The organism is Aeromonas sp. sif0611, from assembly GCF_019218845.1.
GTDB lineage: Bacteria > Pseudomonadota > Gammaproteobacteria > Enterobacterales > Aeromonadaceae > Aeromonas > Aeromonas media.
In genome coordinates this window covers 659,207-685,605 of sequence record NZ_JAHUWU010000002.1, presented here as the reverse complement: position 1 = coordinate 685,605, position 26,399 = coordinate 659,207, and the positions used below count along the sequence as shown (strand labels likewise).

Here is a 26,399-nt window from a genome sequence, read left to right as displayed (position 1 = left end):
TGGTTCAACCGTCGCCCCCTGAATAGCCCAGTTTCCTGGCCTGTTTCACAGCATCATCATTCCAGCGTTTGGATGGTGACCTCCACTTCTGCCTTGACCTCGTTGAGCTCGTCGTCCTTCAGGGTAACCACCAGAGGCTCAGGGTTGATCGCCTGCAGGTTGATGTTGCCGAGCTCGGCGAGGCCGGGTTCGAGCTCCAGCACGAAGGCGCAATCATAGTGGCCGCCTGGCAGTATGGTCCCGCCCGTGGCGCAGAAGGCGAAGGGCCCGAAGCCGCCCTCATGGGTACTCACCCCGGGCTCATCGTAGAGGGTAAAGCTGCCCGGGATCCCGTTCCCATCCGCCACATCGATCCCCTTGAAGGTCAGGGCGGTGACGGTCAGGGTGTCCACTCCGTTGTTGCTGATGCGGACAAAGCCGGCAGCCTTGAGGGCAAAGAGCTTGCTGATGTCGGGTTTCTCATCGGTGAACATCACGGTGGCGTCATCGCTGTCGGTCACGGTCTGATTGTCCTCATCCTTGCCACTGATGGTCGCCGTGTTGGTGTGACTATCACCAGCATTGCCCTGCAGATCCTTGGAGAGGGTGCAACTGGCCGACTCACCCGGGTTCAGCATGAAGCCGGACAGTGCCACGGCGGGCACGAGCGTGACGCCGTTCTTCTTGCTTACCTGGCACAGGCTGGTCAGATTGCCGAACACGTCATCATCCAGGTCATTGAAGGTGACCTTGTCCACGCCGCCGGCATCGACGGAGAAGGTGAAGGTATAGGCCACCGAGCGTTTCTCGTTGGAGTCACCTGTTTCGAGCACACTGATGGGCACGGCATCCTTTTGCAGCGTGATGGTCGATGCCACGTCATTGATGTTGACGGTGGCGCTGTCATCTCCCGTTGCCTCATCCCCCTCGTTGTCCAGGGCCTTGGCGGTCACCTTGTTGGTGTGTACATCGCCAGCGTTGCCACCGACAAACTCGGTGAAGCTGCATTCGAAAGGTGAGCCCTTGAACAGGGCCACGCCGCTGCCCAGATCGCAGGTGCCCTGCCCGTCCAGGTCGCCGAACTTGTCGTCCACCAGGCTGGTCAGGGTGAGCGGATCGTCGTGATCGCCCGCGGTATTGGTGACCTTGACGGTGTAGGTCACATTGGCCCCCGGCTCCAGCACCTCGTCAACGGAGGGGGTCTTCTCAACCGCGATGGCCGGCGGGAGATTGGTGATCTCGACCATCTTGGCCGCGCTGCAGTTGTTGCCTGCAGACTGGAAGCCGGTCGGGCAGGTGCTGCCGTCGCCGACCGTGCCGCCGTTCTTGTCCTTGAACAGGGCCACTATGTTGTCGACGTACTTCTCGGGACTCTGATCGTTGGGCAGATCGCGATCCTTGATATGCAAGGTGAATTCGCAGCTGTAGGTCGCGCTGGGCAATACCTCCTTCGTCGTCGAGCCTGCAGCGGGTTTCGCACAGGTGCTGCTGAGCAGATAGATGCCGTCCGCCGTTCCGACGCTTTCGGTGGCGCCCCAGAGATCCACGCTCTTGTCGTAGGAGCCATCTCCGCCCACGTCGATCTCATCCTTCAGGCTGGCGATATACAGAGAGGCGGCACTCGAGTTGGTAAAGCTCAGGTTGTAGGTGAACACGCCACCCGGCTCGGGCAGGCTGGTCGGCTCGACCGTCTTGGTGATGGTGGGTGGCTCAGGCCTGATGAACACGTTGATGGCGAAGCTGTCACAGTTGCATTTGGACTTGGTGGCGGGCACGGCGCCGGGAGGCACTGTGCTCTCGCTGCAACTCAGGCTCTTCTGGATGTCCCAGGCCGCGCAATAGGTGAACAGGGCCTTGTTGGGATCCGTGGGGCTGGGCTGACAGAGCATGGTGATGGGCTGATTGAGGAGCGTGTACTGGTCGGTACCGTTGGCCTTGGTGATGTCGCCGCAAGTATCCAGGAAATCCGTGGCTTTCAGTTTCGGCTCCAGATTCACATAGGCGACCTGGCCATTCTCCCCGGCGTCGCTCGCCTTGGGCAGTACCAGGCTGCAGTTTCTTGCCCCTCCTTGTACCACCTGCGGGCTCTGGGACGTTCTCGGCAGGTAGAAGGTGGTGTCATAACGCTCGCTGGCGTTGGTCTTGATGGTCACGTCTGCATTGAAGGTGAACACCTGGCCGTTGGTGCACTCCTGGTTCGGATTAACCGGCACTACTTTGGAGACCTCGATGTCCTTGGCCGTGCAGTTGAGGCTGCCGCCCGCGAGTGAGCCACCCTTGGCAATATAGGCGTCTGCCATACAGGCCTCTTGTTGCAGGCCCGGAAAGATGCCGGCCCAGGCCGGGGTGAGGCTGAGCCCCCCCAGCATGACGATCCCGAAAGGGACCGTCAGGGATTTGAGCAGGCGATTGCGCTGACTTGGTTTCATAGCATTTCCCTCTTCCTGTCTTGTGGTTCTTGGTTCCATGTCACTCGGCTGCGACTGCCTGAACCGAGTGATGTCCCAGGCCCGGACGTGACCACGCAGAGGGCCGATCTCCTGCAAACGAGACTAGGGATCGGGCACAGCTCTGTGGGGTGGGCATCGATAGACAGCACCCCTGCAGCAAGGAACGCACCAAATAGATAAGTGTTTGAATAGAAAGAGATTAATGAGTTTTTTCAGCATTGTTCACGAGCGTATGTCCATCAAGTTGTAACGATGACATGGGGTCGTCAGCGGGGGTGAGATGATAAATCCATGATAAATAAAGATTTTTTAATTATTCCCTCTGTTACAGCGATGGAACAGAGGTGTACCGAATGCGGTTCCGTCAGCCGCTGCGATTGCGGGATGTCATGAGGGGCGTGGGCGAGTCGCCAAGGCAGCTCGGGTGATTGCAAGCAGGATGGCGCCCTTTGGACATGGCAGCCGGGAGCCCGAGTGTCGGGTTCCCGGCCTCTGTATCAAGGCTGAGACAACCCCATCCCCTTGACTGCCCTGCATCGGCTCCTGTCGAGGGGCTGGCGTGTTGCATGTGCGGTGCCGAGGTGGGATGAGAGCGGTACAAAGTCAGGATGAATGTGGAGGGGGAGCCAGGGGAGTGCTCTCTGGCTAAAAAGCGAGGGAGGCACAGGCCTCCCTCTTGCTACTGGTTTCTTGCTGGCATGCGCGCTGGCGACGTCCAGGGGACCCGTGCGCTTATTTGCTCTGCTGGGACTTGAGCAGGTCGCGGATCTCGGTCAACAGCTCCTGATCCTTGGTGGGGCCGGCCGGGGTGGCGGCCTCTTCCTGCTTCTTCTTGAGGGTGTTGATGGCTTTGAGCCCCATGAAGATGGCGAAGGAGATGATCAGGAAGTCGATGATGGTCTGGATGAACTTGCCGTAGGCGATGACCACGGCCGGGATGTCGCCTTCGGCAGCCTTCAGGGTGACGGCGAGATCGCTGAAATCCACCCCCCCCAGGATCAGGCCGATGGGCGGCATGATGACGTCGCCCACGAAGGAGGAGACTATCTTGCCGAAGGCGGCACCTATGATGATACCGACCGCCATGTCGATGACATTGCCGCGGGCGGCAAAGGCCTTGAACTCTTGAATCAGACTCATTTTTCCCCCTAAAAATGGACGGCGTGAGGTCGGGCCCCACGTCGAATCTGGATAATAAAACATCAGTAAAACAGAGGGATGACCATGATCTATCCCGTCGTCCTGATTAGCTTGCGGGGCTCAAGCCCGATTGGCAACCTGTATGAATGAGAAATTTTTACATTCGGTGTTATTAACTCATCGATAACTAAGCAGGGCAATGCGATCGGAGAGCAGCTGTGCATGCTGTGGAGAGATGGTGGGGTCATCCTGGGCTCAGGAAGATTGCGATGCCTTGTCGGCGTCATGAAAGTCGGCGCCATGAAAAGGGCCATGGTCTGCACCATGGCCCTTGTGGTTTAACCCTGATCAAACCCTGTTACTGCCCTGGAGTGGGGCAATCTGGGCAAGTCGGACAGAGCGGGCAGGTAGCCGTTGCCATGTCGGTCGCGGTGCCAAAGCCCAGGGGCGCAGTCCCTGTGGCCGTGACAGTGTCGCTGAAGGAGATGGAACCCGGGTTTTCCGACCCTGCACTACTTGGCGTGTAGGAGCCAGAATAGTCCTTGCAGTCCGCCGCGTTAAGCGTGCCGATATTGTGCACATTGCCGCTGGGGTCGTCGGTGACGGTCACGCCGCTCAGGTTCAGCGGCGGAATGAGGCCCACCCCTGTGGTGTTGCAGACCTGGCCGCTGTAGTCGACCCTGATCACCAGCTGGCTACCCTCATCGATGACCTTGGTGCTGCAAGCCTTGGTGACGCTGATCCCGGGTTCTCGTTGGACCGTGGGGCAGGCTGCAGTGGCGGATGCGGTGATCGTCTGCAGCCCGCCATCGCTGGAGGCGGCCTTGACACTGACACCGTTGGTCGGCCCGTTACCGGCGGCGCCAAAGCTGCCGCTGTAATCTTCCATTCCCCCTTTGGGTATGGAATCGAAGTTCGCGACGATGAAGTCATCGCTGGTGTCTGCCGGGGTACCGTTATCATCGGTGACGACGACGTCATAGATGGTGCCAAAGCCTCCGTTGGTGACGACGCCTTCGAAGCTGAAGGTGAAGCCGGTCTCGGTCTCGTTGAGGTCACCGCCGGTACAGACCTTGGTGATCTCGACCTTGCACAGTTCGAAGTTGTCCAGCACGAAGTCCTTCAATGCGGCCGTGAAGGAGCTGGAGGAGCGGGTCTCGGCCATGAAGCTGCTGAAGCAGCCGTCACTGCCGCCGACGATCTGGCTAAGGTTGATCCCACCCTCGAAGAAGCTCTCGAAGGGGAAGGTACCCTGAGTACCGCTCTTGGGGGTGTAATCGCTCCACAGGCCGCCGACACCGTTCGCCAGGGTGCTGGCGGGCACGGGGACGTTACCCGTGTTGGTCAGGGCACAGGCGAGGTTGGCACCGCCCTGGCTGGCACAGACGACGTCGTTGGCACCCGAACCTTGCAGCTTGAGTCGCAGATTGGCGGCGGCACATTGTCCCGGCTGCGGGTTGTTGTTGGTCGCCTTGCTGCAGGTCGGATCCCAGGTCACCACGGCCAGGTAGGGAACCGCGTTGTTTGCCTGCGGGAAGTTGATGAGCACCAGGGTATCCCCCAGGGTGTGCTTGCCGCTGAACTTGCCGTTGGGCAGGGCGGTGACCTTCTGTTTGAAGAACCAGAACCCCATGAAGGCGTCGCCTACATTGGAGATCCTGTCAGCGCCGAAGTAGAGCAACAGGTCGCTATTTTCGTTGTATGCGGCGGCATAGGCGTGGGTCAGGTCATCCTTGTCGGGCACCGAACCATCGCTCCAGCTCCATTTATCGATATCCAGTATGTCTTTATCCCCCCCGCCAAAGATGCTCCTTGGGGCGGTGTCCTGGATGATGCCGGTGAACTTGGTGGCCCCTCCGGTGTCGGGTGGGGTATCCCAGTCATCACTCATGACTGCACCTGTGTCGATGTTGTCCTGCGGGTTGGCATCCAGCTCGAACGGTGACTCCGCCGTGGCGGCCAGTACCGGCGCACAGAGCGCCAGCAGCAAGGTCAGGGCCGTGAGACCGTGCTGCCAACAGCGTGGCCAGAGAGGTATTGCTCGGGTATCCATGTTGCATTCCTTCTGCTTGTTGTTGTCCATGTCGTCCGGCTCTACTTGCACAGCCGGAGGCGCTGCATGAATGCAGACTTCGTTCCATATGGATAAGGCATTGAAAATGAATGAAAAAATATTTTTTTTCGATGAGATGGGGTGACGGCGTTGTTAACCGAAGGAGACAGAGATTGATGAATTATCGGTGTCTGAGCAGGCTTCCCATTGAAAGGGGGCTTTTTGGCACTGTTCCCGAGGCGAAACAAAGGGGGTATAGCAGTTGCCTTACTGGACTGGTAAAGCAACGTCATTATGTTGTTAAGACATTGTTTTAATTTATTTTGTTGTCTTTTGGGGGCCTGTTCGAGTTCGTTTTTATCCTTGTTTCAGAAGTGGCACATGTAGGCCATCTATCCAATACTTTGCACATTGTTTGGCCGCAGAGCTGTGGAGTGTTGTTGATGGAGATTCGTACACTACTGTGTGTCAACACGAGCGAGGTGTGGCGCCCTCCGTCACATGCATCTTCACTGGGGTGGCGTTTTTGTTCGGCCTCATCGCCTCAGGAAGCTTTCAGCTACTACGCACAACAGGCGCCCAGAGTCGGTCTGGTGCTGTTGAGCGAAGATGCCGCCGAGGCGGTGGAGATCCTGTTTCGTCAGACATGCAGCACCATGATCTGGGTCGCACTCGCTCCCCCTCATCTGCTGGCCTTGCCCAGGGTGCAAGAGCTGCTCCTGAACTACTGTTTCGACTATCACAGCCTGCCGGTAGAGGATGATCGTCTGCTCGCCGTGCTGGGGCATGCGTTTGGCATCGCCTGCTTGAGGAGGGGGGCTCATCGCCCCTGCGATCGTGGCAAGGAGGAGGGGGGAATTATCGGTACCAGCCCCGTCATGCGGCAGATGATGAATCGGGTCGAGCGACTGGCGAAGGCTGATTCGTCGGTGATATTGCAAGGGGAGAGCGGCACGGGCAAAGAGCTGGTTGCCCGGCTGATCCATCGGCACTCCCAGCGGGCGGATGGCCCCTTCGTTGCCGTCAACTGCGGCGCCATTCCACCCACCCTGATCCAGTCAGAACTGTTTGGCCATGAAAAGGGTGCCTTCACCGATGCCTGGCGCCGTCACATTGGCTGTGTGGAGCGGGCCCATCACGGTGTCCTGTTTCTCGATGAGATAGGGGATCTCCCGTTGCCGATGCAGGTCAATCTGCTGAGATTCTTGCAGGAACGCACCATAGTGAGAGTCGGTGGCGTTGAGCCTATCGAGGTGGATATCCGGGTGATAGCCGCGACAAACAGGGTGCTGGATCAGGAGATGGCGCAGGGCAATTTTCGTTCCGATCTCTTCTACCGTCTCTGTGTGCTGGACTTGGCACTGCCTCCCCTGCGTGAACGGGGGGAGGATATCATCTTGCTTGCCCAGTATTTCCTGAACAAGCTGGGTAGCACTTTGAATCCCAAGGTGAATGGCTTCACTGCCAGCGCCATGCACCAGATGATGAAATATCACTGGCCTGGCAATGTGCGGGAGCTCAAGAACCGGTTGGAGCGAGCGCTGGTCCTGTGTGAAGGGTGCCGCATCGATCACCAGGATCTGGGGCTGGCCCTGCCGCTGGTAGAGGGCGCCATTCGTCCCCTTAATCTGGTCAGGGCCGAGGCGGAATGCGAGGCCGTGCGCCGGGCTTTGGTGCTCTGTGGCAACAATGTGACCGAGGCCGCCCGGCACCTCGGGATCTCCAGGCTCACCCTCTACCGGGTGCTGGAGCGCTCTGCACCTCCTCCTCCTCCTGAGGCCCTGATTTCCTAGCGTCTCTCCCAAGCCGACCTGCCGCTGTTCTCTGCTCGCCTGAGGCGTGTATCATACCGCCTTGCCATCGGCTCACCGTATTAGAAGACAGGATTGACACCATGCCCCTGCAAATCCGTCGTCGTCCCCGAGTGGATGACGCTCACCTGCCAGATACCCTGCACCCCCTGCTTCGTCAAATCTTCGCCAGCCGCGGGGTGGAGGACCCTGCCCTGCTCGAGCGCAGCGCCAGCCAGCTGCTGCCGCCCCAGCGCCTGTTCGGCATGGAGCAGGCGGTGCCCCTGCTGGCGGATGCCCTGACGGCGCAGCAGCGCATCCTCATTGTCGGTGACTTCGACTGCGACGGCGCCACCAGCTCGGCCCTGTGCGTGTTGGCCCTGCGAGCCATGGGGGGTCATCACATCGATTTTCTGGTGCCCAACCGCTTCGAGTTCGGCTATGGCCTCACCCCGGAGATCGTCGAGCTGGCGGTGGCCCGCGGCGCCGAGTTCCTCATCACGGTGGACAACGGCATCTCCAGCATTGCCGGGGTGGCGGCGGCCAAGGCGGCCGGGATGCGGGTACTGGTTACCGATCACCACTTGCCAGGCCAGGAGCTGCCTGATGCCGATGCGATAGTGAACCCCAATCAGCATGGTTGCGACTTCCCCTCCAAGTCCCTGGCCGGGGTGGGGGTGGCCTTCTATCTGATGGCGGCCCTCAATACCCATCTGCGCCAGAGCGGCTGGTACGAGCGCCAGGGTATTCGCGCCCCCAATGTGGCGGATTATCTGGATCTGGTGGCACTTGGCACCGTGGCCGATGTGGTCGCGCTGGATGGCAACAACCGCATCCTGGTGCATCAGGGGCTGCAGCGGATCCGGGCCGGTCGCTGCCGCCCCGGCATTCAGGCGCTGGTGGACGTATCGGGCCGCGACGGTCGCCGGCTGTGTGCCGCCGATCTCGGCTTTGCACTGGGGCCTCGCCTCAACGCGGTGGGCCGGCTCGATGACATGTCCCTCGGGGTCGCCTGTCTGCTGAGCGATGACCTCAATCTGGCGCGCCAGCTCGCTTCCGAAATGGACAGCCTCAACCAGGAGCGCAAGGAGATCGAGCAGGGGATGCAGCAGGAGGCCCTCGCCACCCTGGAACAGATCCGTTTTCGCGATGGTGAAGTCCCCTCCGGCATCGTGCTGCACCGGGACGAGTGGCATCAGGGGGTAGTGGGGCTGGTGGCCTCCAAGGTGAAGGAGAAGTACTACAGACCCGTGATTGCCTTTGCCGAGAGCAGCGACACCGAGCTCAAGGGTTCGGGTCGCTCCATTCCCGGGGTACACCTGCGCGATGCCCTCGAGTTGCTCGACACCCGCCATCCAGGTCTGATGGGCAAGTTTGGCGGCCACGCCATGGCGGCGGGGCTGACCCTGCCCAAGGCCAATATCGAGGCCTTCGGCCGGGCCTTCGAGACGGTCATCAGCGAGCTGGTGACCCCGGAGCTGCTGACCGGGGTGCTGCTCACCGATGGCGAGCTGCTGCCCGATGAACTGACTCTGGAGTTGGCGGAGCTTATTCGCGCCTCCGGCCCCTGGGGTCAGGCCTTCCCCGAGCCGCTGTTCGACGGCGAGTTTGTGCTGGTGCAGCAGCGGCTGGTGGGGGAGAAACACCTCAAGATGATGCTGACCACCGATTCCGGCCATGCGGTGGATGCCATCGCCTTCGGGGTCGATCTCAAGCGTTGGCCGGACGCCTCGGTGAAGCGGGTGCGGCTGGTCTACCGGCTCGACGTCAACGAGTGGCGCGGCAACCGCAGCGTCCAGCTGCTGGTGGAGCATCTGGAAGCCGCCGGGCTCTAGTGGGCAGGCATCATGTCCGGCAGCCAAAACGGTCATCCTGGGGTGGCCGTTTTTGTTGCAAGAGCGGCTATGCCCTCACTGAATGGGGCTCAGGGGGCGAGGAAGGGAGTCCGTTCCTAGCTGTTTTCATTGAGGTGTAAAATGCTTGTTTTGTGGATAAAGCAGGTCTATTTGTATTGAATTTGGCTGGCTAATTGATGCAAAAATTCAATAAAAAGAGCAATCGTGATATATTAATCCTCGCCTAACCCCTGACTTTTTCAAGGAGTCTGTGCCCTTGCCACCCCCTGGCCGACAATTGCGCTGGCCGATGGCGTTCGCCGTCGCCTGCCTGCTGTGGCTTGCCGCTTCTGTCGCGGCAGGGCTAGGTGCGCCCGCGCTGTCGCCCCAGGGGACATCGACATCCTCGATGCAACTGCACGAGCCCCCTGCACCGGGGTTGGCCGACAGCGTCAGCCTGCCGCCTGCCTCCCAGTGGCGCCACAGCGTCGAGCAGGGGCGGCGGCTGGAAGGGACCAGGGGCCCGGATCTCTACCAGATGTTGCTGGCCTGGTTCCAGCACGAGATCCTCGGTCTGCTCTGCGGCCTGCTGTTCTTCCTGCCCCTCATCTATCTCAGACAGTGGCCGGGTTGCTTGGGTCATCTGCACCAGCGGCAACTGCTCTGCCATCACCTGCAATTTCGCTTCTGCCACGGCGACTAGTGTCCTTCCCCTCGCCGGGCGCACGCCTTCTCTGTCACTGATCCCTTTTTGTTGATCCACCGATCCCTGTCGTCTGCGATCGCGCCCGTGCTGACTGTCATCCCGTTCCTGCCGCTGACCCTGGTCAGGGGCGAACATTCTCTTTGCACAATCAAGTGGTGAGCCGGATTCATGGACTATTACGTCAATTTGTTTATTCAGTCGATCTTTGTGGAAAACCTGGCCCTGGCCTTCTTTCTCGGCATGTGTACCTTCCTCGCGGTGTCGAAGAACATCAACACCGCCTTCGGCCTTGGTATGACGGTGCTGGTGGTCATGGTGATCGCCATTCCCCTCAACAACCTGATCTACCGCCATATACTGCGCCCTGACAGCACCTTCCTCGGGGAATTTGACCTGAGCTTTCTCGATTTCATCATCTACATAGGCGTACTGGCGGCCCTGGTGCAGGTGATGGAGATGGTGCTGGACAAGCATTTCCCGGCGCTCCATCAGGCCCTGGGGATCTACCTGCCGCTGCTGACGGTGCATTGCGCCATTTTCGGCGGCGTGATGTTTATGGCCCAGCGGGACTACGACTTCATCGAATCCGTGGTCTATGGGGCGGGGTCGGGGCTTGGCTGGCTGCTGGCCATCGTCGCCATCGCCGGCCTGCGCCAGAAGATGAAGTACTCGGACGTGCCAGAGGGATTGAGGGGCATCGGCATCACCTTCATAGTGGCGGGGCTGATGTCGCTGGGCTTCATGTCGTTTTCCGGGATCTCGCTGTGAGCGCTGGCTCACCATGGCATGAGGAAAGAGGGTTGATGACGAGAGCCATCAACCCAGCATCTTGGCCATGTTGTAGCCCGTGATATGAAAGCCGATCTCTTCGTAGAGCGCCCTGGCTCTGGGGTTGTCATGGGCGACCCTCAGCTTGATCTGACTGACGCCAAGGCACTTCAACTCGGCCTCCAGCACCGCCATGGCGGCCTTGCCATATCCCAGGCCACGATGGGCCGGGAATGTGTAGAAGTCATAGATAAAGGTGGTGTGGGCGGCGCTGTCGACACAGTGCCAGAGATAGCCGGCGATGGCCGCCGTCGGCGCGACTTCATTCCCCGTATTGCCACTCACAGTGTCACTTACAGGGAGGATGCAGAGCAGGCTCTGGCCCGGTGTGGCGGCCCCTTGGGGCAGGTGTTGCAGCAAGGAAGCCTCGGCTTGATGGCGGGCATCGGCCAGGGTCAGCCCGTGATTGCTGGCGAGATCCTGGGCGTAGTCGTCGATGAAGTAGTCGCGATAGGCGGGGAAAGCCGCCTCATCCATGGGGATCAGACGAACGATAGGGGTTGGCATCTGAGTGTCACTCAAGGAAAGGGAGTCGCCACCTTAACCCCGGCGCCGGGAATTAGCCATGGGGTTGGCCGGGCGTGTCGAGTCCGACATGTTCAACAAGAAGAGCGCCCTTGGGCGCTCTTCTTTTAGCAGGAGAGGTTATTTGACCCCTCTTTCGGGCGAGATCATTTGACCTCTTCGCCCTTGGCTTGCAGATCCGCATGGTAGGAGGAGCGCACGAAGGGGCCGCAGGCGGCGTGGCTGAAGCCGAGATCCATGGCGACGTCCTTCAGCTCGTCGAACTCTGCGGGCGGCACGTAGCGCTTCACCGGTAGGTGGTGACGGCTCGGCTGCAGATACTGACCCAGGGTCAGCATGTTGACGCCGTGCTCGCGCAGGTCCTTGAGCACCTGGACGATCTCCTCGTTGGTCTCGCCAAGGCCCATCATGACACCGGACTTGGTCGGCACATGGGGGTGCATCTCCTTGATGCGGCGCAGCAGCTCCAAAGACCACTTGTAGTCGGCACCCGGGCGGGCAACCCGGTACATGCGCGGGGCGGTTTCTAGGTTGTGGTTGAACACATCCGGCGGCGTCTCGCGGAACACCTCCAGCGCCTGCTCCATGCGGCCGCGGAAGTCCGGGGTCAGGATCTCGATGCGGGTCTGGGGGCTGTGCTCGCGGATCTGCTTGATGCAGTCGGCGAAGTGCTGGGCACCGCCGTCACGCAGATCGTCGCGGTCCACCGAGGTGATGACCACGTATTTCAGCCCCATCTCCTTGATGGTGAGTGCCAGCTTCTTCGGCTCCTCGGGATCCAGCGCCAGCGGGCGGCCGTGGGCCACATCGCAGAAGGGGCAGCGGCGGGTGCAGATGGCGCCCATGATCATGAAGGTGGCGGTGCCGTGGTTGAAGCACTCCGCCAGGTTGGGGCAGGAGGCCTCTTCACATACCGAGTGCAGCTTGTTCTTGCGCAGGGTGCTCTTGATATGCTCGATCTTCTGGCTCGACGGCGGCAGCTTGATCCGCATCCAGTCCGGCTTGCGCAGCACTTCCTCGTTGGGATCCGGCATGAATTTCACCGGGATCAGGGCCATCTTGTCGCCATCGCGCAGCTTGACGCCCGGCTCCATACGAACGGGTTTGCTCATGATTCACTCTCGGTGTTTGTTATTGTCTGATTGATAGCCACCAGGGTCCTGTCGGGGCCCTCATGACCACGCAGCATGGGCTTGTTCATGCTGCCTCTTCGGTATTCGTGATCGTCTCATAGCCAATCAGGCTGGCCAGCTCCATCACCAGGATGGATTGCGCCTCGGCCACGCTCTGCGGGCCGCCCAGGGCGCTGGTCTGGGTCATGGCCATGCCCGCATAGCCACACGGATTGATGCGCAGGAAGGGGGTCATGTCCATGTTGACGTTCAGCGCCAGCCCGTGGAAGGAGCAGCCCTTGCGGATGCGCAGGCCCAGGGAGGCGAGTTTGGCCTCCATGCCCAGATCGTTCTTCACGTAGACGCCGGGGGCATCGGCCTTGGCATAGGCCTCAATACCGCTCTTCGCCAGGGTATTGATGATGGCGGTTTCCAGGCAGGTCACCAGTTCGCGCACAGAGAGCTTGCTGCGGCGCACGTCCACCAGCACGTAGAGCACCAGCTGGCCGGGACCGTGATAGGTCACCTGGCCGCCGCGATCGCTCTGCACCACCGGAATGTCACCGGGGGCGAGCAGATGCTCGGCCTTGCCAGCCTGGCCCTGGGTGTAGACGGGGTCGTGCTCCACCACCCAGAACTCGTCCGGGGTGTCGCTGGTGCGGTTGTCGGTGAAGGCCTTCATGGCGTCCCACACCGGCTGGTAGGGGCGACGGCCCAACTGTCTGACTAACAGCCGTGGCTGGGCGGGGATCTGTGATGACATCTTTCCTCACTGACGGCGCTTGCGTCGGCAAAACAGAATGGCAAATAATCGCTCGCCCCGATGGCGGGGCGAGAGAGGCGACTCACAGGACGTAGCGAACCAGCTCGATCTTGCCGAGTGCGGTGTACATGGCTTCGATGTGCTCCTTGCTCTGGGCGGTGACCGTCACTCGTACCGAGTGATAGTTGCCCTTGGTGCTGGGCTGAACGGTCGGGCTATAAGTGCCTGGGGCGTGTTGCTGCAACACTTCAACCACTTGATCCGGCAGGGCGGGATCGGCCACGCCAAGCACCTTGAACGGGAACTTGCAGGGGAACTCCAGCAGTTCATCAAACTTGGTATTCATCTCACTCACCTTTAGTGTCGTCATCAAACGACGTCATCTTGCATCTTGTTTGGCCGAGGGGCTCGGGCCGCCAGTCGCGTCAACCGTGGGCACGGTTCCACGTTATATGGGCATTGCCCGGCACGGGATCAAGGCCCGCCAGGTCGACAAGACGTGGGAATGCTGCTTTTTACCACAAATGGAGCGTCGGCGGAACCTGCAGATTGCAGGGTTATTCACTGCAATTGCACGGTAAAGACAGCAGCGGCGCCTGTTGGCGCCGCTGTTTGGTGATGATAATAGGCCTTGCTTATTTGAACCAGCTGGAAACCAGCATCACCAGGTAATCCCACAGACGGCTCATCAGGCCACCTTCCTGCACCTCTTCCAGGGCGACCAGCGGAACCTGCTTGATCTCCTTGTCACCCTGCTTGAGGAACACGGTACCGACACGTTGACCCTTGGCCAGCGGTGCCTTCAGTTCGCTCTCGAGCTGGAAGTCCGCCTTCAGGTTGTTGCCCTGACCACGGGTGACCAGCACGGAGACATCCTGATCGACGCCCAGCTTCACCTCGGACTTGTCGCCCATCCAGATCTTCTGGGTGACCAGCTCGGTACCCGCCTTGTAGGGGGTCAGGCTCTGGAAGAAGCGGAAGCCGTAGGTGAGCAGCTTCTTGCTCTCGGCGGCGCGGGAACCTTCGCTGCTGGCGCCCAGCACCACGGCGATCAGGCGCATGCCTTCGTTGTTGGTGGCGGAGGAGACCAGGTTGTAGCCGACCTGGCTTACGTGGCCGGTCTTGATGCCATCCACTTGCAGGGACTGATCCCACAGCAGGCGGTTGCGGTTGTGCTGGGTGATGCCGTTGAACACGAACGACTTCTGGGAGTAGATCTTGTACTCCTCCGGCAGGTCGCGGATCAGCGCCTGACCCAGACGGGCCATGTCATGGGCGGTACTGTAGTGACCCTCCGCATCCAGACCGTGGGGGTTCATGAAGTGACTGTCGTTCATGCCGAGCTTGGCGGCCCAGGAGTTCATCAGGCTGGCGAAGGAGTCGGTGCTGCCCGCCAGGTGTTCGGCCATGGCGACGCAGGCGTCGTTGCCGGACTGGATGATGATGCCCTTGTTGAGATCATCGACCGAGACCTGCTTGCCCACCTCGATGAACATCTTGGAGGAGTCGGAGTAGTTCTTGGACCAGGCGTTCTGGCTGATGGTCACCATGTCGGTGCGCTTGATGTTCCCCTTCAGCAGCTCCTGGCCGATGATGTAGGAGGTCATCATCTTGGTCAGGCTGGCGGGGGGCAGACGCTCTTCGGCGTTCTGCTCGGCGAGCACCTGACCGGAGTAGTAGTCGATCAGAATATGGGCCTTGGCGGAGATCTCCGGCGCGGCAGGCACCACCATGGGGGCGCTGTTCAGGGTGGGGACCGGCTGGGCAGTCGGCAGAGCCGAATCCGGCGTCGGTACCGGCTGGTTGGCCTGGGCGGTCGCGCTTAGCAGGGAGGCCAGAATAACGGAACGGGCAAATTTGGACATCTTGAAATTCCTGGTGCCTGGATGGGGATTACCCAAGTTGAAAAAAAGCGGGCTCCACTATACCAGATGTGCCGGTCGGTCATAGTCCGGCGTGCCATCTGGTCTGGTTTTTTATCCATCGATTGTCGACGTCACGCCGGGAAACGACGTGACGCCGAGGGAAAGTGACGGTTCACTCTGTCGACCCTGTCATCAGGGAACGATGAAAGCCTGTTCCAGCCCCCCCTGCCGGATCTGCTCCAGCAGGCTTGCCTGCTGATCGGCGGCGACCGGTCCCAGCAAGACCCGGAAAATGGCGCCGTGGGCCACCACCTGGTAGGGCACGCCATAGCGCTGGGTCATCACCTTGCCCATGGCCTCGGCTCTGGGCTGGGAGCCGCTGGCCAGCACCTGGATCATCTTGCCCTGGCCGGTTGCGGCCTTGGGTGTGGAGAGGGTGGTGGTCGCCGTGGCGGCCGCAGCCGCTGGCTGGGCTTCACCCAGGAAGGCGGCCTCCTGGGCTGCCGGTTGCATGGGTTGCATCGGCGTCATGGGCACCATCTCGACCATCTGATCCGGCTGATCGGTTATGAGTTCCAGCCGCACCCGGGCCTCGCCGCCATCGACCATCTCCAGCTGTGTGGCTGCAGCCTGGGAGAGATCGATCAGGCGTTCGCTGCCGAAGGGACCGCGATCGTTGACTCGCACTATGGTCTCCAGCCCGTTGTCCAGGTTGGTGACCCGCACATAGCTCGGCAGTGGCAGGTTGCGGTGGGCGGCGCTGAACAGGGTGCTGTCCTGCACGTCGCCGTTGGCGGTCTTGTTGCCATCGAGATCCTGGGACAGCCAGCTGGCGGTGCCCTCCTCGCTGTAGTGCTTGATGTCGCGCCACACCTCGAATTTCTGCTTGCCGATCCAGTAGTCACGGTTGCCGCTCTCGCTCAGGGGCTCTGGGCGCGGGATGGCGCCGGTGGCCTGCGGGATCTCGATCACCTGGGGTTTTTCCTGCGGGGCGGGTTCGGGCGGTAGCTGCTGTGGCTCCGGCTGGCTGCTACAGGCGGCCAGCAACAAGGTCAGGCTGAGGGGGAGAAGTCTGTGGCTGTAATGCATAAGCGTCCTGGATGGCTTGACTGAGTTGATGCACCGCCATCGCATAGAGGGGGCTGCGGTTATAGCGGGTGATCACATAAAAATTGTGGCGCGCGACCCAGTATTCGGGCCCGTCTGCCTGTTCCAATGCCAGCAGTTTGACCGGCGTGTCCGGTGCCAGCGGGGTGGCGAGCTCGATCCCGGCGGCGGCCAGCTCGGCCCACTGCTGCTTGAGCTCGGGCTCTGGCCTCAGCAGGGTACCCACAGGCGCCAATCCAATCAAGGCGGGCTCCACGACGGATTCCCCCCAGCGCCAGCGGTGCTCGGCGAAGTAGTTGGCCACGCTGCCGATGGCATCTGCCGGGTTGGCAAACAGATCCCGTTTGCCATCCCCGTCAAAATCGACGGCGTAGTGACGGTAACTGGAGGGCATGAACTGCCCCATGCCCATGGCGCCCGCGTAGGAGCCCTTCAGGCGGGTGAGTGGCCACTTCTCCTCCCGGGCAAGCAGCACCAGCTGGGCGAACTCCTTGGCGAAGAACTCCTCGCGCGCGGGGTAGTGGAACCCCAGGGTGTAGAGGCTGTCGAGCACGGAATGGCGACCCATCTGGCGACCGTAGAAGGTCTCGATGCCGATGATGGCGACGATGAGGGAAGCGGGCACCCGGTAGTGCTGCTCGGCCCTGGTCAGGGTGGCGGCGTGGCGTTGCCAGAAGCCGACCCCGTTCCTGATCCGCTCCGGGGTGACGAATAGCGGCCGGTAGCGATGCCAGGGCTTGGCCTCCCAGGGGCGGGTTATGGTGTCGAGCACTTCCTGGCGCAGTTGGGCCTTTGCGGTGGCTGCCTGCAACTCGGCAAGCGGCACCGAGTGCTGCAGGGCGAGCCGCTCCAGCTGCGGTGGCTCGGGGGCCGCACCGGCCGTCAGTGACACGGCCGTCAGCAACCAGCAGGCCAGCCCCCGCCACCCCAGACTCATCAGGCCAGCAGCCTTCTGTGGGTCTGGATGGACATCAGGATGCCGAAGCCCGCCATCAGGGTCACCATGGAGGTGCCGCCATAGCTCACCAGCGGCAGGGGGACCCCCACCACAGGAAGGATGCCGCTCACCATGCCCATGTTGACGAACACATAGACGAAGAAGGTGAGGGTCAGGGCGCCGCCGAGCAGGCGCTCGAAGCTGTTCTGGGCCTGCATGGAGATGAAGAGGCAGCGGCTGATGATGTAGAGGTAGATCACCAGCAGCAGGGCCACGCCCACCAGGCCGAACTCCTCGCTGAACACCGCGAAGATGAAGTCGGTGTGGCGCTCCGGTAAAAATTCCAGCTGGGATTGGGTGCCCTGCAGCCACCCCTTGCCGAACACGCCGCCTGAGCCGATGGCTATCTTGGACTGGATGATGTGGTAGCCGCGCCCGAGGGGATCTTTCTCCGGGTCCAGCAGCATCAGTACCCGCTGGCGCTGGTAGTCGTGCATCAGGAAGAACCAGAGCACCGGCATAAAGGCGGCGATGAGCAGCACAGCCAGACCAATGAGCCACCAGCTGATCCCCGCCAGGAAGATCACGAAGAAACCGGAGGCCGCCACCAGGATGGAGGTGCCGAGGTCGGGCTGGGCCGCGATCAGCAGGGTAGGCAGCAGCACCATCACCAGCGCGATCAGCACATGGCTGAACTTGGGGGGCAGGGAGTGCCGGCTGAGCCAGGCGGCCACCATGATGGGCATGGAGAGCTTCATCACCTCGGAGGGCTGGAACTTCATGAAGCCGAGATCCAGCCAGCGTTGGGCCCCTTTGCCGATGTGACCGAATACGTCCACCGCGATGAGCAGCAGCACCACCAGGGTGAACAGGGGCACGGACCAGCGCGCATAGAGGGAGGGGGGCAGCTGGGCCAGGCCTATCATCAGGCCGAAGGCGAGGCCGCCGCGCACCAGTTGGCGCACGATGGAGTCCATATCCTGACCGGAGGCGGAGTAGAGCACCACCATGGAGAGGGTCATCAGCGCCAGCAGGCCGAGCAGCAACGGCAGGTCGATGTGCAGTCGGTACCAGAGGCTCTGTTGGCGGGCGGAGTTACTCATGATGGGAGAAGCCCTCGTGCTGCATGGATGGCCTGGGGAGGCAAGATGCCTTGCAGGCGTGCGGAGTTACTCATTGGGAACGGCCTCGCTCTGATCCGGGCTGGGGGTGGACGGCTTGTCGGGCGCCGGGGGCAGCTGTGGCTCCGGCGGCAGCAGGTAGGCATCCAGCATGTGGCGGGCGACCGGCGCCCCCATGGCACTGCCGCCACCGGCGTTTTCCAGCACCAGGGCGACCACGGCCTTGGGGGCCTCGAACGGCGCGAAGGCGACGAACAGGGCGTTGTCGCGGTGCTCCACCTTGGTGGTAGCCGCGTTGTAGACCTGGTTCTCTTTCAGGCCCACCACCTGTGCGGTACCGGATTTGCCCGCCGCCTTGTAGGGGGTATTGGCAAAGGCGCGGCGGCCGGTGCCCTCGTGACCGTTGATGACGCGCCACATGCCGTCCTTGGCCACCTGCCAGTAGGTGTCGCTCTTGGCGGCGATGGCCACGTTCGGGTTGATGGGGGCATTGACCACGCCATCCGCCGAGGCAGTGCTCTTGAGCAGGTGCGGCGTCACGTCGTGACCGTTCTGGGTCAGGATGCTGATCGCCTTGGCGAGCTGGATGGGCGTGGAGCTCCAGTAGCCCTGGCCGATACCGATGGAGATGGTGTCCCCCTGATACCAGGGCTGGCGCCAGCGTGCCATCTTCCAGTCGCGGGACGGCATGACCCCCTTGGTCTCTTCATAGAGGTCGACGCCACTGTACTGACCGAAACCGAACTTGGTCATGTAGCTGTGGATCTTGTCGATGCCGACCCGGTAGGCGAGATCGTAGAAGTAGGTGTCCGCCGATACCTCGATGGCGCGATAGACGTCGAGCCAGCCATGACCCCAGCGGCGCCAGTCACGAAACTTCTTGGTGGTGCCCGGGATGGAGAAGCTGGGGCCACCGAAGTAGCGATAGTTGGGGGTGATGGCCCCCTCGTTCAGCCCCATCACCGCCATCATGGGCTTGACGGTGGAGGCGGGGGCATAGATGCCCTGGGTGGTGCGGTTCACCAGCGGGCGGGCCGGATCGTTGAGCAGCGCCGAGTAGTTGGTGCTGGAGATGCCGGTCACGAACAGGTTGGGGTCGTAGCTCGGGCTCGACTCCATGGCCAGGATGGCGCCGGTATTGGGATCCATCATGACGATGGCGCCCCGACGACCGGCCAGCAGCTCCTGTGCTTTAAGCTGCAGGCGGATGTCGATGTTGAGGTAGATGTCCTTGCCGGGCTCCGGCGGCTGGAACTTGAGGGTGCGCACCACCCGGCCGCGGTTGTTGACCTCGACCTCCTGGTAGCCCGCCACGCCGTGCAGCTGATCCTCGTAGAACTTCTCCACCCCCTGCTTGCCTATGTCCTTGGTGGCGGCATAGTTGGCGAGCTTGTCCTCCTTGTCGAGGCGCTCCACGTCACGGGTGTTGATCTTGGCCACATAGCCCAGCGCATGAGTCAGGGTATCGCCAAACGGATAGTAGCGCTTGAGATAGGCCTCTATGCTGGCGCCCGGGTAGTTGTGCTGGTTGACCGAGAAGAGGGCGACCTGATACTCGGTCAGCTTCTCGAACAGGGGCACCGGTTTGAAGCGGCGCTGGCGCTTAACCTCGGCCAGGAACCGCTCCTTGGTTCCCTCCGGCAGGGCCAGCAGGGTGATCAGCTCGTCGGCTGTCTTCTCCAGATCCTCGGTCTCTTCCGGCACGATTTCCAGGCTGTAGACCGGACGGTTTTCCGCCAGCAGTACGCCGTTCGCGTCATAGATGAGGCCCCGTGGCGGTGCCACCGGCACGACCCGGATCCGGTTGTCGTTGGAGCGAGTCTGATAGGTTTCGTAAGACTCTACTTGCAGGTAATAGAGATTACCCAGCAGCACCAGCATGAGGACGACCATGCCGATGTAGGCGACCAGGGTGCGCCGGAAGAACAGACGTCCCTCGGCACTGTGATCGCGCATTTCGATGCGATTCTTCAGCATGCCGTTACCTTATGGCTGACGTGCGGGTGAGAGAGGTGGTATGCATGCTCAGGCTCCGGGGGCAGGGCGGGTGAGCGGAATGCGTGGGCTCTGCATGGATCACTCTCTGTGATACGGATGATTGGTGGTGATGCTCCAGGCGCGATAGAGGCTCTCGGCCACCAGCACCCGCACCAGCGGATGGGGCAGGGTCAGGGGTGACAGGGACCAGCTCTGCTCGGCGGCGGCCTTGCACTCGGGGGACAAGCCTTCAGGCCCGCCCACCAGCAGCGCCACATCCCGGCCATCGAGCTTCCAGGCTTCCAGCGACACGGCGAGTTGCTCCGTGGTCCAGGGCTTGCCGGGAATGTCCAGGGTGACGATGCGCGAGCGGCCGGCGGCGGCCAGCATGGCTTCCCCCTCCTTTTGCAGGATGCGGGGAATGTCGGCATTCTTGCCGCGTTTGCCCGCGCCTATCTCGACGAGTTCGAACGGCATGTCTTTCGGGAAACGGCGACGGTACTCTTCGAAGCCATGCTCTACCCAGGCAGGCATCTTGGTGCCCACTGCAATCAACTGGATCTTCATCGTTCTTTACGCTTGCACCCTTATTGCACCTGTACTTGGGCGCCGCCCCAGAGCTTTTCCAGTTGGTAGAAGTCGCGAAATTCATCCTGCATCACGTGGACGATGACGGAACCCATGTCCACCAGCACCCACTCACCGGTGAGCTCCCCTTCCACGCTCAGCAGGTCGAGCCCGGCATGACGGGCCTCGCTGGCGAGATTGTGGGCGATGGCACTGACGTGGCGACTGGAGTTGCCGGAGCAGACGATCATGGTGTCCGTGATGCTGGATTTGCCGCGGACATCCAGGGTGATGATGTCGCGGCCTTTCATGTCATCGATTTTGTCGACGATAAAGGCGAGTAGTTCTTGGCCTTGCAATGTCTTCTCCTATCTTCCGGCGCCAGAGGGCGGCGGATTATATCATGGTCATTCCCGTTTCCCAGTCTGGCAAAGGGGAATGGATCCGGGGTTGCCGCCCGTGGGCAAGGCAGACCCCTGTTGATCACTATAGTGCGCAACTGGGCGGGACAATAGTCAAGCCTGTACCGGCTGCGCCTCAGGGGGTCGGCTGACAAGCCCGCGTGGCGCCGCTCACCGGCTTGGTGATGGCTGATAGAGCCGGTGCCGCCGGATGTAGGCGGCAACCGGGGCCGGCAGCAGGTACCTGGGATCTTGCCCCGCCGCCAGCAGAGCCCGCAACCGGGTGGCCGACAGCTCGATGGGCAGGTTGTCGGCGATCCAGACATGGCCCTGGCGGTGTCGATGCAGATCCTGCACATCCCGGGTCTGGTGGCGGGCCAGCAGGCTGGCCACCTTGCCCGGGTAATCCGGTTGCCAGCCCGGGCGCTTGCTCACCACCAGGTGGGCATGATCGAGCAGCTCCTGCCAGCGATGCCAGCTTGGCAAGCCGAGCAGGGAGTCCATGCCCATCAGGAAACAAACCGGGGTATCCGGCAGCTCCTGCTTGAGCTCGATGAGGGTGTCTATGGTCCAGGACGGCTTGTCCCGTTGCAGCTCCCGCTCATCCACTACGAAGCCGGGGTTCTCCGCCGCCGCCAGCGCGACCATGGCGAGCCGCTGCTCGCTGGAGCAGAACGGGTTGGCGCGATGGGGCGGAATATGGTTCGGGAGCAGGCGCACCTCGGCCAGGCCCAGGGCGTCGCGTGCCTCGATGGCGGGCCTCAGATGACCGATGTGGATGGGGTCGAAGGTGCCGCCCAGGATGCCGATGGGGGCCTTCAGCATGAGACTCTCCCAGTCAGATCATGGAAGGGTGCCAAGGAGCCCACCCGGCGTTTAACCGGGGCGATCAGCATGGTTCCACCTCCAGCAGGGGCAGCGGCGTGCCATCGCGAAAACCCAGGGCGATGGTCTGCAACATCAGCCAGGCCTGCTCGGTGTCGAAGCGGCGCTGGGCGTCATCGAGCCGGGCCATCAGCTGCCACAGCTGCTGTATCTTGCCAACGGGTAGCCGGGTCAGGGCCTGCTGAATGAGTTGCTGGCGGCTCTGCCAGATGCGCAACCGGCTGAAGTGTTCCACCAGCGGCTGACCGGCGCGGGCGGCCAGGGCCAGCTCGGTGAGTTGCTCCAGCTCCCGGCACAGGGTCCAGGCCAGCATGCCGGGCTCGGTGCCTTCGGCTCGCAGCGCCAGCAGGATACGCTGAGCCCGGTTCACCTTTCCTTCCAGCAGGGTGTCGATGAGCTGGAATGGGGTGAAGTGGGCGTGGCGTATGATGGTCTCTTGCAGATAGGCGACGCTGATGGGCTGGGGCGGGCCGAGCAGGGTCAACTTCTCTATCTCCTGGCTCGCGGCCAGCAGGTTGCCCTCAAAGGCGTGACACATAAAGTTGACTGCATCCGGCAACGCCTTGAGGCCGAAGCGTTGAAATCTCGCGCTCATCCAGCGCGGGAAGAAACGGGGCTCGGGGTGATTGACCGGCACATAGGTGCCGCTCTGGCTCAGCTTGTCGAACCAGGCTGCCTTCATCTGGGTCTGGTTGAGACGCCCCCCCGAGAGCACCAGCAGCAGGTCGGGATGCAGCTGTTTGCCGATCTCCGTGATGCGGGCGGCGAGATCCTTGTCGACCTTGGCGGGCAGCTCCAGCTCGATGATCTGGCGGGCAGAGAAGAGACTCATGGCCTGACAGGCGTCATAGACCTGGTTCCAGTCCAGCCCGGCTTCCACCACGAAGCTGTGGCGTTCATCGAAACCTTGCTTGCGGGCCACCTGACGCACGGCGTCGATGGCCTCGAGCTTGAGCAGTGGCTCGTCACCAAAAACGAGATAGCAGGGCTTGAGCCCTGCCTTGAGATGATCTGCGAACTGCTCGGGATAGACTCTCATCAACACACTCTCATCAAGATACGCGCATCAGAACTTGACCTGGCTCAGCTGGCGGATAACCAGATTCGCAGCCTGCTCCTGCATCTCCTTGCCCAGCTGCTCCTGCTCGCGAGAGGAGGCCAGCGCCGCATCCGGCTTGTTCAGGAAGCTGCGGTTGAAGGTGATGGGGAAGACCTGGGTCGGCTTGCCCGGCATGGAGACGGTGAACTGGGTGCTGTAACCCAGCAGGTACTCGCGGTCCTGGCCGATGGAGTCGACGGAGGCGACCTGGCTGCTGCTGCTCACCCCGGACAAGGTCAGCACCGGAATGCCCTCCTTGTCTGCCAGGGTCACCCCGGAGGCCTTGAGGCGGGTGGTCACCAGCCGATAGAAGTCGCTCTTGTTGTCACCGACCACCTTCATGGTCATCAGCTCCGGGGGGATGGCGGTTCCCCGCATCTGAAAACCGCAGGCCTGCAGCAGCAGGCCCGTCAGCATGATGGCAATCCAGCGAGTGAGGGACATGCCCATGTGAATTCCTCTTTGCATCAAGTGAAGAACGGCGGGCGCTTGCCCGCCGTCACATATGGATTCAGACCCCCGCAGCCCTCTTCCCCCGACAGGGGGAGGAGGCCGGGAGTGCTGGTCATCATCAGTTTGCGACTATGTTGAGCAGCTTGCCCGGTACATAGACGACCTTGCGCACTGTCAGGCCTTCGGTGAACTTCTGCACCGAGGCATCGGCCATGGCCAGCTTCTCGACGTCGGCCTGGCTTATCTCGGCCGGGACGGTCAGCTTGCCGCGCATCTTGCCGTTGATCTGCACCACCACCAGTTTCTCGGTCTCGACCATGGCGGCTTCATCGGCCACCGGCCAGCCGGTCACGTCTATGTCCCCTTCCTTGCCCAGCATCTTCCACAGCTCGAAACCGATGTGCGGGGTGATGGGGTAGAGCATGACGACGACGGCTTCCAGCGCTTCCTGCATCAGGGCGCGGTCCTGCTCGTCAGAGCCCAGCTTGGCCAGGTTGTTCATCAGCTCCATGATGGCGGCGATGGCGGTGTTGAAGGTCTGACGGCGACCCACGTCATCGCTCACCTTGGCGATGGTTTTGTGCAGTTCACGGCGTACCGCTTTCTGCTCGTTGGTGAGGGCAGCCAGATCCAGCGCGGCAACGGCCCCACCGGAGACATGCTCGAAGGTGGTGCGCCACAGGCGACGCAAGAAGCGCTGGGCGCCCTCTACGCCGGAGTCGGACCACTCCAGGGTCATGTCGGCCGGGGAGGCGAACATCATGAACAGGCGGACGGTATCGGCGCCGTAACGCTCTACCATCAGCTGCGGGTCTATGCCGTTGTTCTTGGACTTGGACATCTTGGTCATGCCGGAGTGGATGACTTCACGGCCTTCATTGTCCACGGCCTTGGTGATACGGCCCTTGTCGTCACGCTCCACCTTGACCTCGGTCGGGCTGACCCAGACATTGCCGCCTTTCTCGTCCTTGTAGTAGAAGGCGTCGGCCAGCACCATGCCCTGGCAGAGCAGGCGCTTGAACGGCTCGTCGCTGTTGACCAGGCCAGCGTCACGCAGCAGCTTGTGGAAGAAGCGGGCGTAGAGCAGGTGCATACAGGCGTGCTCGATACCGCCGATGTACTGATCCACCGGCAGCCAGTGGTTGGCAGCAGCCGGGTCCAGCATGCCCTTGTCGTAGTCCGGGGAGCAGTAGCGGGCGTAGTACCAGGAAGACTCCATAAAGGTGTCGAAGGTATCGGTCTCGCGGAACGCTTCCTGACCGTTGTAAGTGGTCTTGGCCCACTCGGGGTCGGCCTTGATCGGGCTCTGGATGCCATCCATCACCACGTCTTCGGGCAGCAGCACAGGCAGTTGATCTTCCGGCGTCGGCACGACTGTGCCGTCAGCCAGAGTCAGCATCGGGATGGGGGCACCCCAGTAACGTTGACGGGAGACGCCCCAGTCACGCAGACGGAAATTGACGGTGCGCTTGCCGTGGCCGAGGGCTTCCAGCTTGTTGGCGATGGCATCAAACGCGCCCTGGAAGTCGAGACCGTCGAACTCGCCGGAGTTGAACAGTACGCCCTTCTCGGTGTAGGCGGCGGCGCTCACGTCCACCTCGCCATCGGCCGGCTTGATGACCGCCTTGATGTCGAGGCCATATTTGGTGGCGAATTCGAAGTCGCGCTGGTCGTGGCCCGGTACCGCCATCACGGCGCCGGTACCGTAGTTCATCAGCACGAAGTTGGCGACCCAGACCGGCACCTTGCGGCCATCCAGCGGGTGAATGGCATAGAGGCCGGTGGCCATGCCCTTCTTCTCCATGGTCGCCATGTCAGCCTCGGCGACCTTGGTGTGCTTGCACTCCTCGATGAAGGCGGCCAGCTCGGGATTGGTCGCGGCAGCCTGGGTGGCCAGCGGGTGACCCGCGGCTATGCCCACATAGGTCACGCCCATGAAGGTGTCCGGGCGGGTGGTGTAGACCTCCAGCTGCTCGTCCTGACCCTCGATATTGAAGCTGATGTTGACCCCTTCGGAGCGACCAATCCAGTTGCGCTGCATGGTCTTGACCATCTCCGGCCAGCCTTCCAGGTTGTCGATGTCGTTCAACAGCTCTTCGGCGTAGTCAGTGATCTTGATGAACCACTGGGGGATCTCTTTCTGCTCCACCGGGGTGTCGCAGCGCCAGCAGCAGTTGTCGATCACCTGCTCGTTGGCCAGCACCGTCATGTCGTTCGGACACCAGTTGACGGAGGAGGTCTTCTTGTAGACCAGACCCTTCTCGTAGAGCTTGGTGAAGAACCACTGCTCCCAGCGATAGTAGTCCGGCTTGCAGGTGGCAAGCTCTCTGTCCCAGTCATAGCCCAGACCCAGCATCTTCAGCTGGTTCTTCATGTATTCGATGTTTTCGTAGGTCCAGGGTGCCGGCGCAGTGGCGTTCTTGATGGCGGCGTTTTCCGCCGGCAGACCGAAGGCGTCCCAGCCGATCGGTTGCAGCACATTCTTGCCGTTGAGCCGTTGATAACGGGAGATCACATCACCTATGGTGTAGTTACGCACGTGCCCCATGTGTAGACGACCAGACGGATAAGGGAACATGGAGAGGCAGTAGAACTTTTCCTTGTCTACTTTCTCCACGGCCTTGAAGGTTTTCTTGGCATCCCAGTGCTTTTGCACTGCTGGTTCTATGGATTGGGGAACGTATTGCTCTTGCATTGGTGACATCCGGATCTGTGAAATGAATAGATAAAACGGCTGGGAAATCCCGATAGAATACCCATATCCTGCGGCGGCAACAACCGCCAGCATCCGCCCAGTCTCTGGCCC

General features: G+C 61.6%; 22 protein-coding genes. 4 read left to right on the top strand and 18 right to left on the bottom strand.

Annotated elements, in window-relative coordinates; all coding sequences use genetic code 11:
• Window positions 1-56: 56 nt before the first annotated feature.
• The 3 genes from KW824_RS08030 to KW824_RS08020 all read right to left on the bottom strand — a co-directional run bounded on the left by KW824_RS08030 (window position 57) and on the right by KW824_RS08020 (window position 5,622).
• Window positions 57-2,408 (bottom strand): hypothetical protein, encoded by a 2,352-nt coding sequence (locus KW824_RS08030; protein WP_218409488.1) that lies wholly within the window; start codon window positions 2,406-2,408, stop codon window positions 57-59.
• A 753-nt stretch (window positions 2,409-3,161) separates the two neighbouring features.
• Entirely contained in the window at window positions 3,162-3,569 is a 408-nt protein-coding gene (gene mscL, locus KW824_RS08025; RefSeq protein WP_043129095.1) for a large-conductance mechanosensitive channel protein MscL, read from the bottom strand.
• Window positions 3,570-3,927: 358 nt separating this feature from the next.
• Complete coding sequence (locus KW824_RS08020) at window positions 3,928-5,622, bottom strand: hypothetical protein (RefSeq protein ID WP_218409487.1); 1,695 nt, start codon at window positions 5,620-5,622, stop codon at window positions 3,928-3,930.
• 443 nt (window positions 5,623-6,065) lie between these two features.
• Between KW824_RS08020 and KW824_RS08015 the strand changes: the two genes are divergently transcribed.
• The 4 genes from KW824_RS08015 (at window position 6,066) to nqrE (ending at window position 10,721) form a co-directional block, all read left to right on the top strand.
• Window positions 6,066-7,415 carry a sigma-54 dependent transcriptional regulator gene (locus KW824_RS08015; protein WP_235210031.1) on the top strand — a complete coding sequence of 450 codons (1,350 nt, stop codon included), beginning with the start codon at window positions 6,066-6,068 and terminating at the stop codon, window positions 7,413-7,415.
• A gap of 101 nt (window positions 7,416-7,516) precedes the next feature.
• A complete protein-coding gene (gene recJ / locus KW824_RS08010) occupies window positions 7,517-9,247 on the top strand; it encodes a single-stranded-DNA-specific exonuclease RecJ (RefSeq protein WP_041205230.1) in 1,731 nt (576 codons plus the stop codon).
• Between the two features lie 409 nt (window positions 9,248-9,656).
• Complete coding sequence (locus tag KW824_RS08005; RefSeq protein ID WP_182788042.1) at window positions 9,657-9,950, top strand: hypothetical protein; 294 nt, start codon at window positions 9,657-9,659, stop codon at window positions 9,948-9,950.
• A 171-nt stretch (window positions 9,951-10,121) separates the two neighbouring features.
• Entirely contained in the window at window positions 10,122-10,721 is a 600-nt protein-coding gene (nqrE, locus tag KW824_RS08000) for an NADH:ubiquinone reductase (Na(+)-transporting) subunit E (RefSeq protein ID WP_042649628.1), read from the top strand.
• A gap of 48 nt (window positions 10,722-10,769) precedes the next feature.
• Here the strand turns inward: nqrE and KW824_RS07995 are convergent, their stop codons facing one another.
• The 15 genes from KW824_RS07995 to leuS all read right to left on the bottom strand — a co-directional run bounded on the left by KW824_RS07995 (window position 10,770) and on the right by leuS (window position 26,288).
• Window positions 10,770-11,288 (bottom strand): GNAT family N-acetyltransferase, encoded by a 519-nt coding sequence (locus KW824_RS07995; RefSeq protein WP_218409486.1) that lies wholly within the window; start codon window positions 11,286-11,288, stop codon window positions 10,770-10,772.
• Between the two features lie 164 nt (window positions 11,289-11,452).
• A complete protein-coding gene (gene lipA / locus KW824_RS07990) occupies window positions 11,453-12,418 on the bottom strand; it encodes a lipoyl synthase (RefSeq protein WP_042649627.1) in 966 nt (321 codons plus the stop codon).
• 85 nt (window positions 12,419-12,503) lie between these two features.
• Window positions 12,504-13,181: a lipoyl(octanoyl) transferase LipB gene (lipB, locus tag KW824_RS07985; protein ID WP_043129089.1), complete on the bottom strand. Its 678-nt coding sequence runs from the start codon at window positions 13,179-13,181 to the stop codon at window positions 12,504-12,506.
• Window positions 13,182-13,263: 82 nt separating this feature from the next.
• A complete protein-coding gene (gene ybeD / locus KW824_RS07980) occupies window positions 13,264-13,527 on the bottom strand; it encodes a DUF493 family protein YbeD (protein WP_005329804.1) in 264 nt (87 codons plus the stop codon).
• A 289-nt stretch (window positions 13,528-13,816) separates the two neighbouring features.
• Window positions 13,817-15,046, bottom strand: coding sequence for a D-alanyl-D-alanine carboxypeptidase family protein (locus KW824_RS07975; RefSeq protein WP_042649625.1), 1,230 nt, complete (start codon window positions 15,044-15,046; stop codon window positions 13,817-13,819).
• Between the two features lie 192 nt (window positions 15,047-15,238).
• A complete protein-coding gene (locus KW824_RS07970; protein WP_218409485.1) occupies window positions 15,239-16,135 on the bottom strand; it encodes a septal ring lytic transglycosylase RlpA family protein in 897 nt (298 codons plus the stop codon).
• A complete protein-coding gene (gene mltB / locus KW824_RS07965) occupies window positions 16,077-17,090 on the bottom strand; it encodes a lytic murein transglycosylase B (RefSeq protein WP_218409484.1) in 1,014 nt (337 codons plus the stop codon). Before mltB ends, KW824_RS07970 begins: the two co-directional genes overlap by 59 nt.
• Window positions 17,090-18,193 carry a rod shape-determining protein RodA gene (gene rodA / locus KW824_RS07960; RefSeq protein ID WP_005329812.1) on the bottom strand — a complete coding sequence of 368 codons (1,104 nt, stop codon included), beginning with the start codon at window positions 18,191-18,193 and terminating at the stop codon, window positions 17,090-17,092. Before rodA ends, mltB begins: the two co-directional genes overlap by 1 nt.
• Before the next feature lie 66 nt (window positions 18,194-18,259).
• Window positions 18,260-20,188 carry a penicillin-binding protein 2 gene (gene mrdA / locus KW824_RS07955; RefSeq protein ID WP_218409483.1) on the bottom strand — a complete coding sequence of 643 codons (1,929 nt, stop codon included), beginning with the start codon at window positions 20,186-20,188 and terminating at the stop codon, window positions 18,260-18,262.
• A 99-nt stretch (window positions 20,189-20,287) separates the two neighbouring features.
• On the bottom strand, window positions 20,288-20,755 hold the full coding sequence (gene rlmH / locus KW824_RS07950) for a 23S rRNA (pseudouridine(1915)-N(3))-methyltransferase RlmH (RefSeq protein WP_005329815.1): 468 nt from the start codon (window positions 20,753-20,755) through the stop codon (window positions 20,288-20,290).
• Window positions 20,756-20,775: 20 nt separating this feature from the next.
• Entirely contained in the window at window positions 20,776-21,114 is a 339-nt protein-coding gene (gene rsfS, locus KW824_RS07945; protein ID WP_182788056.1) for a ribosome silencing factor, read from the bottom strand.
• 213 nt (window positions 21,115-21,327) lie between these two features.
• A complete protein-coding gene (nadD, locus tag KW824_RS07940) occupies window positions 21,328-21,981 on the bottom strand; it encodes a nicotinate-nucleotide adenylyltransferase (protein WP_218409482.1) in 654 nt (217 codons plus the stop codon).
• 64 nt (window positions 21,982-22,045) lie between these two features.
• A complete protein-coding gene (holA, locus tag KW824_RS07935) occupies window positions 22,046-23,080 on the bottom strand; it encodes a DNA polymerase III subunit delta (protein WP_218409481.1) in 1,035 nt (344 codons plus the stop codon).
• A gap of 27 nt (window positions 23,081-23,107) precedes the next feature.
• A complete protein-coding gene (lptE, locus tag KW824_RS07930; protein WP_106887591.1) occupies window positions 23,108-23,590 on the bottom strand; it encodes an LPS assembly lipoprotein LptE in 483 nt (160 codons plus the stop codon).
• A 121-nt stretch (window positions 23,591-23,711) separates the two neighbouring features.
• Window positions 23,712-26,288 carry a leucine--tRNA ligase gene (gene leuS / locus KW824_RS07925; RefSeq protein ID WP_218409480.1) on the bottom strand — a complete coding sequence of 859 codons (2,577 nt, stop codon included), beginning with the start codon at window positions 26,286-26,288 and terminating at the stop codon, window positions 23,712-23,714.
• Between the last annotated feature and the right edge of the window lie 111 nt (window positions 26,289-26,399).